Origin of the sequence: Antarctobacter albus (genome assembly GCF_900101505.1) — a bacterium.
Taxonomy (GTDB): domain Bacteria; phylum Pseudomonadota; class Alphaproteobacteria; order Rhodobacterales; family Rhodobacteraceae; genus Antarctobacter; species Antarctobacter albus.
In genome coordinates this window covers 457,305-470,815 of record NZ_FMZI01000001.1, presented here as the reverse complement: position 1 = coordinate 470,815, position 13,511 = coordinate 457,305, and the positions used below count along the sequence as shown (strand labels likewise).

Here is a 13,511-nt window from a genome sequence, read left to right as displayed (position 1 = left end):
CGATGCGGCCCGTCACCCAGGCGGCCTTGTGGTCACTGGCCTTGCCGGCGGTCCACGGACCGGCCTACGCGGCGGTGGACACCTTCGACTGCGCGCTCAGCCGCGACGGGGCACGCATGAGCCTGCGGTTCGACCTCGACCCGGCGAGCTTTGCGCCGCCAGTCGATCCGGCCGATCCTCCACGCCGGCGCGTCAGCCGGGTCCGTATGGCGGATGCCGAGTTCGAGGCCGAGGCGATCCTGGGTCAGGACGGCTCTCACGGGTTCTGGGCCGCGACGCAGGGCATGTTGATGACGGTGGCGCCGGACGGCACGGCCCGCATGAGCGATCACGGGGACCGCCCCTGGCAAGGGCAATGCAGGGAGATCGGGTAATGCAGAAACTGTTACTGGCCTTCGGGCTGGCAGGTTGCGGGGGCGCTGCCCTGGCCGATATCATCGAAACCCCGGGTGCCGCGCTGATGTCCTGCAATTACACCGTGGAATGCCTCGACGAAGAGGCCTGCACCTTTGCGCAATTCGGACATGACGTCGACCTGCCCAAGCAGATGCCCGGCGAGGCCGAACTGGTTCTGGGCACAGGCCCGGCGACGGGTACGGCCCAGGTGGTGAACGGCGTTCTGGTGATCTTTGCGCATGACGGCAACGGCAGCTACCTGCTGAGCCAGACCCCCGACGGCCTTGCCAAGCTGAGCGTGCAATTCGCCGATCCGCTGACCGTCGTCACCTATCACGGCGAATGCGTGGTGACCGGGTGAGCGGCAAGCACCCGGCATACCTGGCGGCGGCGGCGATCCTGCTGCCGCTGATGGCACAGGCGGACACCGTCCGCTGCACCGCCACAACCCAGTGCCGGGGCGACGCGCTAAACATGTGTGCGCCCTCTGCCCTGCGGATCGACCTGGCCCGAGGCCCGGGCGACGCGCGGCTCTGGATCAACGGACAGGGCCCCTACCCGGCGACGCGCGCGGACCTTGCGGCAGAGGTCTGGCGCATCGACCTCTGGGGCGGAGATCACCGGATCGAACTGGGCCCCGGAGAGGCGTTTCTCTACCGCGGCAACAGGGGCAAGCGGTTCACCGGCACCTGCGAGGTGACGGGATGAACCGGCAAACAAGACGCAAGAACATGACAAGAGCCGCCGGGCCAACCGCGCGGCCGACCAACGAGGGCAACGACTGATGGATTTTCTCAACGCCATCGTGGCGCTATCCAACTTCGTGATCATCCCGGCGATGGCCTATGGCAGCCAGCTGGCGCTTGGTGCGCTGGGGGTCACGCTGATCTATGGCATCCTGCGATTTTCGAACTTCGCGCATGGCGACACGATGGCCTTTGGCACGATGGTGGTGATCCTCTTCACCTGGCTGTTCCAGTCCTGGGGCATCAGCCTGGGTCCGCTGCCGACCGCGCTATTGGCCATCCCCTTCGGCATCGCGGGCACCGCCGCGCTGGTCCTGATCACCGATCGGGGCATCTATCGCTTCTACCGGGGGCAAAAGGCGAAACCGGTGGTTTTCGTGATCGTCTCGATCGGGGTGATGTTCATCTACAACGGGCTGACCCGGTTTATCCTGGGCGCCGATGACCAGCGCTTTGCCGATGGCGAGCGGTTCATCATCAATGCCCGGGAATTCAAGGAGATGACCGGGCTTGAAGAGGGGCTGGGTATCAAGACCACGCAGGGTCTGACCGTGGTGACGGCGGTGATCGTCGTGGCGCTGCTGTTCTGGTTCCTCAATCGCACCCGCACCGGCAAGTCGATGCGCGCCTATTCCGACAACGAGGACCTGGCGCTGCTGTCAGGCATCAACCCGGAACGGGTCGTCATGGTGACATGGCTGATCGTGGCGGCACTGATCACCGTGGCCGGCACGCTTTACGGGCTGGACAAGTCTTACAAGCCCTTCACCTATTTCCAGCTGCTGCTGCCGATCTTCGCCTCGGCCATCGTCGGCGGCCTTGGCAGCCCGCTAGGCGCCATCGCGGGCGGGTTCGTCATTGCCTTTTCCGAGGTGGCGATCACCTACGCCTGGAAAAAGGTGCTGGTCTACCTGATGCCCGAGGCGCTGGAGCCTTCCGGCCTCGTCCAACTCATGGCCACGGAGTACAAGTTCGCGGTCAGCTTCATGATCCTCGTGGTGGTGCTGCTCTTCAAGCCCACGGGCCTGTTCAAGGGGAAATCAGTATGAGCCAGTCGATCCGCACATACGCGCTGTTCGCGCTCGTCGCCCTGCTGATCATCGGTACGGGTCTGCTGCAGGGCTGGGACCTTGCGCTGGTGATCCTGAACATGGGGCTGGTCAGCGCGATCATGTCCCTTGGGGTGAACCTGCAATGGGGCATCGCCGGGCTGTTCAACGTCGGTGTCATGGGCTTTGTCGCGCTTGGCGGCATGGCGGTGGTCCTGGCCTCCGTCGATCCGGTCGAAGAGGCCTGGGCCGCGGGCGGCGCCCGCGCGATCCTGGCTCTGGTGCTGGGCGCGGCGACCATCGTCGCCACCGTCCTGGCCTGGAAGAAAACGAAGAACCGCTGGCTGACCGCGGCCATCCTGATCGCAGGTTTCGTGGTGTACCGGATGGTGCGCGATCCGGGCGTTGACGCCATCGAGGCGGTCAACCCGGCGGGCACCGGCTTTCTCGGCGGTCTGGGCCTGCCGGTGGTGATCGGCTGGATGGTCGGCGGCCTTCTGGCGGCGGGCGCGGCCTGGATCATCGGCAAAACGGCCCTGGGCCTGCGCTCGGACTACCTGGCGATTGCGACCCTGGGCATCTCCGAGATCATTATCGCCATCATGAAGAACGAGGAATGGCTGACACGGGGCGTCAAGAACGTCACCGGCCTGCCGCGCCCGGTGCCCGATGCCATCGACCTGCAGAACGACCCGGGCTTTGTCGAACGCGCCGCAAGCATAGGGATGGACCCGACCGCCGCTTCGACCCTTTACATCAAGATCGGCTATGGACTGATGTTCGCGGCCGTTCTGATCATCCTTTTGGTGCTGGCACAGCTTGCGCTGAACTCGCCCTGGGGACGGATGATGCGGGCGATCCGCGACAACGAGACCTCGGCCCGCGCGATGGGCAAGGATGTCACCTTCCGCCACCTGCAGGTCTTTATCCTCGGGTCTGCCATCTGCGGCATCGCCGGCGCCATGATGACCACGCTGGACGGCCAGTTGATCCCGACCTCGTACCAACCGCTGCGCTATACCTTCCTGATCTGGGTGATGGTGATCGTCGGTGGGTCCGGCAACAACCTGGGCGCGGTTCTGGGCGGTTTCCTGATCTGGTTCCTCTGGGTCCAGGTCGAGGTGCTGGGCCCCGGTTTCATGACCTGGATCACCGGCGCGCTGCCGGACGACTCCGGCCTCAAGGAACACCTGCTGGATAGCGTGCAGCACATGCGCCTGCTGACGATGGGGGTGATCCTGCTGCTGGTGCTGCGCTTCTCGCCGCGTGGCTTGCTGCCGGAACGCTGAGGCGCCTTATCCGTCGGTAAAAAGGGCCCGTGCCAGCCTGGCGCGGGCCTTTCCTTTTGCCGCAGCGCCAAAAGGCCCCAATGCTAAAGTCGTAGGACCTGCGGCAGCCTGACCACTTCCGCACCGTCACGAAAAAGATACATTTCATATTTGGCGGACACGAAGGAGTGACCAAGATGGACTGGCACGAACTTTCAGCCAATTGGGACAGCATGTTTGGCAAACTCAAACGCCGCTTTCCCGCGATCGACCGGAACCGCCTGTCAGAGGCGCCCCGGGATCGACGGGTGCTGACCCATCATATCGCGGACATGCATGAACTGACCCTGCACGAGGCGCGCGACGCCCTGGAGGAATTCATGGATCGCGAGGATCTGGCCCGGCGGGCGAGCGAACTCGAAAGCCGCTGACGTCGCTCAGGCCAGCGAGGTCACCCAGAGGATCGTCGCATCCTCGGGCGAAACCGAAACGACGTTGTGTCCCATCGTGGCGTCGTAATAGGCGCTGTCGCCGCGCTTCATCTCGATGGGTTCGTAGAACTCGGTGTACAGCGTCACGACCCCGGTCAGGACAAAGAGGAACTCCTCTCCGTCGTGGCGCACCCAGCCGTCGAATTCCTCCATGCTGCGTGCGCGGACGCGGGCACGGTAGGGTAGCATCTTTTTCCGGGTCAGCGTCTCGGCCAGCAGGTCGTGTTCATAGGTGGCTGTCGCGTGGCTCTGCCCCTCGCCCGAACGCGTCACGACCATGCGGCCATTGACCTTGTCCTGCTGCGGCGGCGTGAACAGCTGCGGCACGGTGATTTCCAGCCCCACGGCCAGCTTCTTGAGCGCGTCGTAGGTGGGCGACATCTGCCCGTTCTCGATCTTGGACAGGGTGGACCGTGCCAGCCCGGCCTGCCGCGCCGCCTGCTCCAGCGTCCAGTTCCGCTCTTTGCGCAATTCGCGCACGCGCTGGCCCAGGTCGAGCGGCTCGGCCTGGGGTGTCTCGCCACTGTCACGGGCGATGCTGATGAGGGATTTCGGATCTCGCGACATGGGGTCCTGCTATAGGCCCCGCCCCCTCCATGTGCAAGCGCCCCTATTGCAGGTCCTCGCGCCGCGGTCTAGGCGATGAAGCATGACCCTGGATGCCTCGCTTTTCGACGAGGGGCGCTATGCCCCCTGCCCCGCACCGTTTAACCTGGCCGCGCATGTGCTGGCGGCGGGAGAGACCACGCCCGACAAGATAGCCTTGTCGGTGGTCAAACCCTCGGGCGCACAGCGCTTGTCCTATGGGCGCCTGATCGCTGCCGTGCGCGGCACCGCAACCGGCCTGTTGCAGGCCGGGCTGGAACCGGGGGACATCCTGCTGATGCGGTTGGGAAACACGGTGGATTTCCCGATCGCCTACCTGGGTGCGATCGCAGCCGGCGTGGTGCCGGTGCCGACATCGTCGCAGCTGACCGCGCCGGAAGTGACCAAGATCATCGATCATCTTGCACCAAAGGCCATTCTTCGCGCCGAAAACGTCCCATGCCCGGAGACCGATCTGCCGGTTCTCGGGCCGGAGACCTACGAGGCCTGGCACGATCTGCCGCCTGCGGACTACCAGATGGGGGATCCGGACCGGCTGGCCTATATCATCTACACCTCTGGGACGTCCGGCACGCCCCGTGCCGTGGGCCATGCCCACCGCGCGATCTGGGCGCGGCAGATGATGATGGACGGCTGGTATGGCCTCCGCACCGAGGACCGGCTGCTGCACGCGGGGGCCTTCAACTGGACCTACACGCTGGGCACCGGGTTGATGGACCCCTGGACAAAGGGCGCCACGGCGCTGATCCCGGCGGCGGGCACCGATCCGGCGCAACTGGCGTTGCTGATGAAACGCTTCGAGGCGACGATTTTTGCCGCCGCGCCGGGTGTCTTTCGCCAGGTCCTGAAATTCCCGGTGCCCGAGATACCCGCCCTGCGTCACACGCTGGCCGCTGGTGAGAAACTGTCCGAGGCGCTGCGGGACCGCTGGCGCGAGGCCACGGGAACCGAGATCTACGAGGCCTACGGCATGTCGGAATGTTCCACCTTCATCTCGTCGGCACCCGGACGACCAGCCCTGCCCGACACGCTGGGCCGACCCCAGGTGGGCCGCCGCGTCGCGATCCTGGGCGATGACGGCGCACCGGTCCCCCTGGACAGCGAAGGCACCATCGCCATCGACCGCAACGATCCCGGCCTGATGCTGCGCTATGTCGGTGCCCCCGAGGCAACTGCCGAAAAATTCAGCGGTGACTGGTATCTGACCGGCGACCGGGGCGCGATGGACGGCGACGGGCATATCACCTACCTGGGCCGCGACGACGACATGATGAACGCGGGCGGCTATCGCGTGTCTCCGCTGGAGGTCGAGGCGGCGCTGGCCGGCCTGCCGGGGGTGATCGAACTGGCGGTCACGGATATCGCGGTCAAGGAAGACGTGCGCATCGTCGCCGCCTTCTACACCGCCGAGGCAGAGCTGGACGAAGCGGTGCTGAAAGCCGAGGCCGCCGAACGACTGGCGCGCTACAAATGCCCGCGCACCTATGTCCGCATCGACGCGCTGCCGCGCAATCCGAACGGAAAACTGCAACGCAAGGCGCTCAAGGATCACGTTCTGAACGGCTAAGGGCAATCGCCCCCGCCGGACAACCCGTGTATGCAGGAGCTTAGGGAGTCTATCATGATCCAGCTCGACATCTTCTCCGACCCGATCTGCCCTTGGTGCTATATCGGCAAGGCCTACCTTGACCGCGCACTGGAGGCGAACCCGGACCATCCGTTCCAGGTCCGCTGGCTGCCCTTCATGCTGAACCCCGAGATGCCCGCCGCCGGCATGGACCGGCGCGCCTACCTCGAAGGCAAGTTCGGCGGACAGGAGGGCGCCGTACAGGCCTATCTGCCGGTCGAGGAACACGCGGCCAAGGCCGGCGTGACCCTGCACCTGGACCGGATCGAAAAGACGCCGAACACGGTTGATGCCCATCGGCTGATCCACTGGGCGGGCATAGAGGGGCGGCAGACGCCCATCGTGGCTGGCCTGTTCCGCGCCTATTTCGTCGAGGGCCGCGACATCGGCGATGCAGAAGTGCTGGCCGATGTCGCCGACAGCCACGGCATGGACGCCAGCCTGGTCCTGCGCCTGCTGGCCTCGGACGAGGACCGGCGCGAGATCGTGGAACGTGACGCAGCGGCGCGTGGCATGGGCATCAACTCGGTCCCGACCTTCATCGTTGCAGGCCAGCACGCGGTTCCCGGCGCGCAGCCGCCCGAGTTGTGGTCCCGGGTGATCGAGGAACTGCGCACCGGCGCCGCCCCCGAAACATGACGCGGCTGCGCTTTTTGACGCTTGCTCTGACGCTGGCGGCGATCATCGCTGCCGGGACAGTTTTTTTCCGCCTGGTCGAGGGCTGGTCCTGGCTCGATTCCTATTTCTTTTCCGTCGTGACGCTATCGACGGTCGGCTATGGCGAACTGGTGCCACAGACCCCTGCGGGCAAAATCGGCACGACCGTCTATATCCTGCTGGGGCTGGGGGTCTTTGCCGTCGCGATCCAGCAATTCGGCGTTTTCGCCATGCGCAAACGCGAGGAACACACCGAATGGCTGATCGCACGCCTGGGCGACGACGCAGAACCGGCCAACCGGGATGACTCACCCGACAGCGACGACGAGGTGTCGAGGAACCCGTAGTTTCCCGCTCCGGGTGCATGAACGGCCTCTAATCTGTGCGTCAGCTCACCGAACTTGATCTTTCAATCAGTGACCGTTCGGATATAGAAAGATGTCCGAGAAAGGGCATTTTGGCCCCTTTTTCCCGTGTCCCGAGGTTTCCATGTCAAGTCTTCCCAGTAGAGGCGAGTTCATCGCCATCGTTGCGATGCTTTTTGCCAGCATTGCCTTTTCCATCGACGCCATGCTGCCCGCCTTTCCCGAGCTGACGGCACAGTTCTCGCCCGACGATCCGAACCGGGTGCCGCTGATCGTGACGATCTTCATGCTGGGCATGGGACTGGGCACTTTCTTTACCGGCCCGCTGTCCGATGCGCTGGGCCGCAAGACCGTGGTCCTGGGCACAGCCGCCCTTTATATCCTGTCCGCCCTCGGTGCCTTGCTGGCGAACAGCCTGGAAATGCTGCTGTTCGCGCGCTTCATGCAGGGCCTGGGCGCCGCCGGGCCGCGCGTTGTGGCGCTGGCCATTGTGCGTGATCTCTACTCCGGGCGGGCGATGGCGCGGATCATGTCTTTTGTCATGGTCATCTTCACCATCGTTCCCGCGCTTGCCCCGACGCTGGGGGCCGGCCTGATCTGGGTCGGCGGCTGGCACGCGGTGTTCTGGGCATTTGCGATCTTTGCCACGCTGTCCAGCGGCTGGCTGGCACTGCGCCTGCCGGAAACGCTGGCCCCCGAAGACCGGCGCCCCTTCCGCTTTGGCGCCCTCAGTGAGGCCCTTCGTGAGATGGTGTCCCACCAGGTCGTCCGGCAGTCCATGATCGCCCAGATGCTGTGCTTTGGGGCGCTGGTGGTGATGATCTCGAACATCCAGCCGATCTACGACGCCTTCTTTGACCGGGCCGGCAGCTTTCCCCTGTGGTTCGGCGGGATCGCCATCATTTCGGCCTCGGCAAGCCTGTTGAACGCGGCGCTCGTGATGAAGATCGGCATGCGCAAGATGGTGACGATCGTCCTGACGGTCGAGGTCATTCTGAGCGCAGCGATGACGCTGGTCCTGCTTGGCGGCGTCGAGGGGACCGCGCTCTTTGCCTGTTTCGTTCTCTGGCAGACCTCGATCTTCTTCATGGTCGGGTTGACGATGGGCAATCTCAACGCCCTGGGGATGGAACCGATGGGCCATATCGCCGGGCTGGCCGCCTCTGTCATGGGCGCCCTCGGCACGGTCGGGGCGGTCATCCTTGCGGTGCCGGTCGGGCTTGTCTTTGACGGCACACCCCTGCCGGTGGTCGCCGGGATCCTGGTCTTTCTGATCGGTGCGCTCTGGATCATGTCCCGCATGGCCAGCCGCGAAGAGATGCAACAGCCGGCCGAATGAGCCGCACCACCACCTCATCGCCGCCCGATTGGGCGGCGATCCTGATTCGCCCCAAGCGCACCTGACGAATTCCCCTATCCGTCCGCTCGGGGCATTGGTCCCCCGGGCGGTGATCGGCTAGAGAGGCAGGGAACTGCCGCCAGCCAGCATGGGAATCGTAGGATGACGAAGATCAAGGTCGACAATCCGATCGTCGAGATGGACGGGGATGAGATGACCCGCATCATGTGGGATTTCATCAAGCAGAAGCTGATCCTGCCCTACCTGGACCTCGACCTGCTGTACTACGATCTGGGGATCGAGGAACGCGACCGGACCGAGGACCAGATCACCATCGATGCCGCCGAAAAGACCAAGGAGGTCGGCGTGGCCGTCAAATGCGCCACGATCACCCCGGACGAGGCGCGCGTCGAGGAATTCGGCCTGAAAAAGATGTGGAAATCGCCCAACGGGACGATCCGAAACATCCTGGGCGGCGTGGTGTTCCGGCAGCCGATCATCTGCCGCAACGTGCCGCGCCTCGTGCCCGGCTGGACCTCTCCCATCGTGGTCGGGCGTCATGCCTTCGGCGACCAGTACAAGGCCACCGATTTCCATTTCCCCGGCGCCGGCAAGCTGACCATGAAATGGGAAGGCGCCGATGGCGAGGTGATCGAGCGCGAGGTCTACGACGCGCCGGACGCGGGCGTCTACATGGGCATGTACAACCAGGACGCCTCGATCCGCGACTTTGCCCGCGCCTCGCTGAACTACGGCCTGAACCTGGGCTGGCCGGTCTACCTGTCCACCAAGAACACCATCCTCAAGGCCTATGACGGCCGGTTCAAGGATCTCTTCCAGGAGGTCTACGAGGCCGAGTTCGAGGAAAAGTTCAAGGAAAAGGGCATCTGGTACGAACACCGCCTGATCGACGACATGGTGGCCTGTGCCCTGAAATGGAACGGGGAATTCGTCTGGGCCTGCAAGAACTACGACGGCGACGTGCAGTCGGACACCGTGGCCCAGGGCTTTGGCAGCCTGGGCATGATGACCAGCCAGCTGATGACGCCCGACGGCAAGATCGTCGAGGCAGAGGCGGCGCATGGCACCGTCACCCGCCACTACCGCCAGCACCAGGCCGGGCAGTCGACCTCGACCAACTCGATCGCCTCGATCTACGCCTGGACCGGCGGTCTGAAGCACCGCGCCAAGCTGGACCAGAACGTCGCCCTGCGGGCCTTTGCCGAGACGTTGGAACGGGTGATCGTCGAGACCGTCGAGGCCGGGCACATGACCAAGGACCTGGCTCTGCTGGTCGGTCCCGACCAGGGCTGGCTGACCACGATGGGTTTTCTCGAAAAGATCGACGAGAACCTCAACAAGGCATTGGCGGGCTGATGCCCGATTGATGGGCAATTGGCGCGGGCGCGGGGGGAACTGCGCCCGTCAAACTTGCCAAAGGCGATGCCGGCGGGCATCGGACATGCATGACCCTACTGTCCCAGCCCCCAGCCGACCGCCACAGCCTTTGGGAAGATGCGCTGGGGTTGGTCGTGGGCACATGCATGATGGCGCTGGCGGTCATGTTCCTGACATCCAGCGCGCTGATCACCGGACAGATCGCGGGCCTGTCGCTGATCGTCAGCTACGCGGCAGGTTGGTCCTTTGGTGCCGTCTTCTTCGTGCTGAACCTGCCGTTCTACATTCTGGCCGTGCGTCAGATGGGATGGCGCTTTACCCTGCGCACCTTTGCGGCCGTCGGCCTGTTGTCGCTGCAAACAGAATTTCTGCCCACTGTCCTGCGGCTGGAACCGATCCATCCGTTGGTCAGCGCCGTGCTCTTTGGCCTTCTGGCGGGACTGGGGCTGATCGTGCTGTTCCGGCACGGAGCGACGCTGGGCCGCGTGGGAATCGTGGCGCTGTGGCTGCAGGATACGCGCGGCATTCCTGCGGGAAACGTCCAACTGGGGTTTGATCTCTGTGTATTTGTCCTGGCGCTGGCGATCTTTGACTGGCTGACGGTGGCTGTGTCCCTGACAGGTGCAGTGATCCTGAACCTCATGGTGACGATCAATCACCGACGCGACCGATACGTGGCCCGATCCTGACCCACGGCATCGCCAGCTCCCTCGAAAACGAATTCATTTCAATTGGTTGCCTCCCGAACCTCACCCGGCACCCCCACCCGAAACCGGCCACCGGGCCACGACCGGGTGGCAAAAGGGTTGCACCGCTGCTGCACCAATCCCCGGCAAACCCATAGTCGGCTTGGAAAAAACCGCCCCAAGGGGCTATGTCTTGGTGTGCTGCCACGCGACAGGTTCCGGAGACCCTTATGAAATCTGCTCTTCTTTCCCGTTCCCTCCTGCCCGCGCTTCTTGCCTGCGCTGCCCTTGGGCCCAACGCCGGACAGGCGGGCGAAATCACCTCGCAGACCGGCACCCATTTCAATTGCGCCGCCACGCTCTCGGGTGAGATCCTGCCAGGCGACCTCGACAAGATCCGCGCGATGGACCTGCGCAGCTTCGGCAACGGAGAGCGTCCGCTCTGCCTCGACAGTTCCGGCGGGTCCTTCGGGGAAAGCCTGAAGATCGCCGATTTCCTGCATGAGCGCGGCATTCCCACCGCTGTCGATGACGGGGCGGAATGTCTGAACGCCTGCGCGCTGGTCTTGCTGGGGGGCAGCCGCCTGACGCGCGACGCGGGGCCGGTGCCGAACAAGCGGATGCATCTGAACGCCACGCTGGCCTTTGGCAGCCCGGCACATGCGCTGGCGGAACAGGACTATGCGGCGCAGGATATGTCTGCGGTCTACGGCTCTGCCCTTCGCGCGGCCAGCGAACTGACCGCGCGCCTCGACCAGCTGAACATGCCCGCCGATTTCGCCGCACAGGTGCTGGCGCTGACAGACAGCGACATGCTGGTGGTCGACCGGGTCGACCAGGCCCGCGCCCTGGGCCTGCAACTCGAAGGGTTCGAAGCCCCAAGCAGCCTGAGCGACACGATGGTCACGCGCTCCTGCATTCAGACCAACCCGGATTTCGACCCGGATCGGACCAGCCCGGGGCGATCCGTCTACGACCATCGCGTGCTGCGCGAGCAGGGCGCGACGGCACATCGCAAGGCCACATACGTCGTCGAGGCGATCATTGACGGCGTGCCGTCCTGGCTGGGCTGCCAGGTCGAGCTGAACACGGCCCCGCCCGCCGAAGGGCAAACCGCCGCCGCCCTGCGCCTGCGCACCAGCCCCGACTGGACTTCGGGCGGCAATCCGACGCTGTTCCAGGTGCACAAGGCGCTGCTGCCACAGGACTGGACTGGCGTACCCTTCCGCGATTTCTGGAAACTGATCCCCGAAAACCAGACCCTTGCCGACGCGCGCAAGATGACGGCCCCCGACGCCAGTTCCTCGATCATCGTGTCACCCGTGCGCAACCTGCCGGCAACCACGCTGGGCACCGAAGCCGCGCTTGGCCTGCTGTTCGACGACCGGCAAGAAGTTCAGAACCGCCTGACGCTGCTGGGGTTCGACACCCGTGGCGCGGACGGTATCTTTGGCCCCGGCACCCGGGACGCGTTGCGCGAATGGCAGCGCAACAACGGGCTGGAGCCGACCGGTTTCCTCGATGGTGCGCAGCTGGACATGCTGAACCGCCAGAGCGACTCGCTCTATGCCGTCTTCGCCGAAGAACAGCGCCGCGAGGAAGAAGAGCAGGAGCGCCTGCGCAACGCCCCTGCCCCGGTCTTCAACCCGCCGGCCTCGGCTGCGGCGCCCGCACCGGAACCACAGGGCCAACGCGTGCGGGTCTGCCAGCGGACGGTCTTTGGCGAACTGGTGAACTGCCGGATCGAATTCCGCTGACCCACTGACCCACTGACCTGCAACGAAAAACGCGCGGCGACCAGGGGCCGCCGCGCGCCGATGTCATGCCCCGGGGACAGGGGCATGTGTCACGCCGATCAGGCGTCGTCCGCCGGGATCAGCCCGTCGGCGCGGGCCGTGTCCAGCTCTTCGGCGCTCAGCAGACCATCGCCATCGGCATCTGCCTGGGTATAGTCGTCCTGCGAGACGTCCGGGTACATGACCTGTACCTCTTCCAGCGACACCATGCCGTCACCGTCGGTGTCGAGCGCCATGTCGCCCTCCATGTCCTGCGCAAAGGCGGGAAGGGTGAACAGGGCCAGGACGGCGCCGGTCAGGATCTGCGTTTTCATTGTCTTTCCTCCATGAGTGGTTGGTTGGAAGTGAGCCAAACATGGGGCGCATTTTTCGTCGCTGCGAGGGCCTGCGGTCAGGACGCCAAAAACGCGCGGCGAACTGCCAGAACCGGTGCTTCGCACAGGCGGACCTAGGCCAGTGCGAAAGCACGGGCGGGACCCCGCAAACGGCGCATGCCCATTCTGGCGTGACACCGCCGAGGGATACGTTTCGGGGCCATTGGCGGGAACCTGCCGCGCCGATTTCAGGGAAAAGAAAGGGGGCGTCCCTTTGGGGAAGGGACGCCCCGAGTTTCGCGTACAAGGCTCATCTGATTCACCGCCCGTGTCTTTTCTGCCTGCGGCCTTGTCAGCGTCTGGGGCCAGCGCACCGGCCCCTGGAACGGATGGCGGGACGGGACTCCCTGACCACCCTAACCACGCGGGGTCACTGGCAACGTGTCCCCGCATCACCCCCCCAGGGGTGTCTCTTCAGGCGCTCCGCCGATCCTCGACCGGCAGGGCGCCAAGCGTCCGGAAATAGGCGATGCCCGTGGTCATGTCGAAGCGGTGGACCGTCAGGTCGAACCCGCTGCCGTCATGCGCGATGGCCCTCACGGGCGCCTCGCTGCGCATTGCCGTCCCGATGAACCGCGTCGGCATCGCAAAGGACCCGGCGCCGCGGTGATCCGGACCGTCCGGGATCACGTTGACCGTGAGGGTCATGGGATCGCTGAGAATGCCATCCCATTCGAGCACGCAGTCCATCCTGAAGGACGCCATCGTTCTGC

At 64.9% G+C, this 13,511-nt stretch carries 16 protein-coding genes; 13 read left to right on the top strand and 3 right to left on the bottom strand.

All coding sequences use genetic code 11. The annotated features are described in order from the left end of the window. Positions 1-2: 2 nt before the first annotated feature. The 6 genes from BLQ71_RS02255 (at position 3) to BLQ71_RS02230 (ending at position 3,890) form a co-directional block, all read left to right on the top strand. On the top strand, positions 3-374 hold the full coding sequence (locus BLQ71_RS02255; protein WP_074620558.1) for a hypothetical protein: 372 nt from the start codon (positions 3-5) through the stop codon (positions 372-374). After that, entirely contained in the window at positions 374-757 is a 384-nt protein-coding gene (locus BLQ71_RS02250) for a hypothetical protein (protein ID WP_074620557.1), read from the top strand. Before BLQ71_RS02255 ends, BLQ71_RS02250 begins: the two co-directional genes overlap by 1 nt. Next, positions 754-1,104 (top strand): hypothetical protein, encoded by a 351-nt coding sequence (locus tag BLQ71_RS02245; protein ID WP_074620556.1) that lies wholly within the window; start codon positions 754-756, stop codon positions 1,102-1,104. The genes BLQ71_RS02250 and BLQ71_RS02245 overlap by 4 nt, the downstream gene beginning before the upstream one ends. A gap of 76 nt (positions 1,105-1,180) precedes the next feature. After that, positions 1,181-2,191 carry a branched-chain amino acid ABC transporter permease gene (locus BLQ71_RS02240; RefSeq protein ID WP_074620555.1) on the top strand — a complete coding sequence of 337 codons (1,011 nt, stop codon included), beginning with the start codon at positions 1,181-1,183 and terminating at the stop codon, positions 2,189-2,191. After that, positions 2,188-3,480: a branched-chain amino acid ABC transporter permease gene (locus tag BLQ71_RS02235; protein WP_069208334.1), complete on the top strand. Its 1,293-nt coding sequence runs from the start codon at positions 2,188-2,190 to the stop codon at positions 3,478-3,480. Before BLQ71_RS02240 ends, BLQ71_RS02235 begins: the two co-directional genes overlap by 4 nt. 176 nt (positions 3,481-3,656) lie before the next feature. Further along, a complete protein-coding gene (locus BLQ71_RS02230; protein ID WP_043138962.1) occupies positions 3,657-3,890 on the top strand; it encodes a hypothetical protein in 234 nt (77 codons plus the stop codon). A 6-nt stretch (positions 3,891-3,896) separates the two neighbouring features. Here BLQ71_RS02230 and BLQ71_RS02225 read toward each other — a convergent pair whose 3' ends face one another. After that, entirely contained in the window at positions 3,897-4,517 is a 621-nt protein-coding gene (locus BLQ71_RS02225) for a helix-turn-helix domain-containing protein (protein WP_043138964.1), read from the bottom strand. A gap of 82 nt (positions 4,518-4,599) precedes the next feature. On the opposite strand from BLQ71_RS02225, the gene BLQ71_RS02220 reads away from it, so the two are divergent. From BLQ71_RS02220 to BLQ71_RS02190, 7 genes are all read left to right on the top strand, one after another. After that, on the top strand, positions 4,600-6,123 hold the full coding sequence (locus BLQ71_RS02220) for a class I adenylate-forming enzyme family protein (protein WP_074620554.1): 1,524 nt from the start codon (positions 4,600-4,602) through the stop codon (positions 6,121-6,123). 54 nt (positions 6,124-6,177) lie between these two features. Beyond that, positions 6,178-6,822, top strand: coding sequence for a DsbA family oxidoreductase (locus tag BLQ71_RS02215; RefSeq protein ID WP_074620553.1), 645 nt, complete (start codon positions 6,178-6,180; stop codon positions 6,820-6,822). A 14-nt stretch (positions 6,823-6,836) separates the two neighbouring features. Beyond that, complete coding sequence (locus tag BLQ71_RS02210) at positions 6,837-7,187, top strand: potassium channel family protein (RefSeq protein WP_254780687.1); 351 nt, start codon at positions 6,837-6,839, stop codon at positions 7,185-7,187. Positions 7,188-7,329: 142 nt separating this feature from the next. Beyond that, positions 7,330-8,544, top strand: a complete 1,215-nt coding sequence (locus BLQ71_RS02205; protein WP_074620678.1) for a multidrug effflux MFS transporter — start codon at positions 7,330-7,332, stop codon at positions 8,542-8,544. 162 nt (positions 8,545-8,706) lie between these two features. Then, positions 8,707-9,921, top strand: a complete 1,215-nt coding sequence (locus BLQ71_RS02200) for an NADP-dependent isocitrate dehydrogenase (protein ID WP_074620551.1) — start codon at positions 8,707-8,709, stop codon at positions 9,919-9,921. A gap of 89 nt (positions 9,922-10,010) precedes the next feature. Then, on the top strand, positions 10,011-10,631 hold the full coding sequence (locus tag BLQ71_RS02195) for a YitT family protein (RefSeq protein ID WP_074620550.1): 621 nt from the start codon (positions 10,011-10,013) through the stop codon (positions 10,629-10,631). Positions 10,632-10,858: 227 nt separating this feature from the next. Further along, on the top strand, positions 10,859-12,385 hold the full coding sequence (locus tag BLQ71_RS02190) for a peptidoglycan-binding protein (RefSeq protein WP_074620549.1): 1,527 nt from the start codon (positions 10,859-10,861) through the stop codon (positions 12,383-12,385). A gap of 98 nt (positions 12,386-12,483) precedes the next feature. Here BLQ71_RS02190 and BLQ71_RS26260 read toward each other — a convergent pair whose 3' ends face one another. Beyond that, entirely contained in the window at positions 12,484-12,738 is a 255-nt protein-coding gene (locus BLQ71_RS26260; RefSeq protein WP_043138980.1) for a hypothetical protein, read from the bottom strand. 474 nt (positions 12,739-13,212) lie between these two features. After that, the gene (locus BLQ71_RS02180) at positions 13,213-13,503 is read right to left on the bottom strand and encodes a hypothetical protein (RefSeq protein WP_074620548.1); all 291 of its coding nucleotides are present in this window, start codon (positions 13,501-13,503) and stop codon (positions 13,213-13,215) included. Positions 13,504-13,511: the final 8 nt, after the last annotated feature.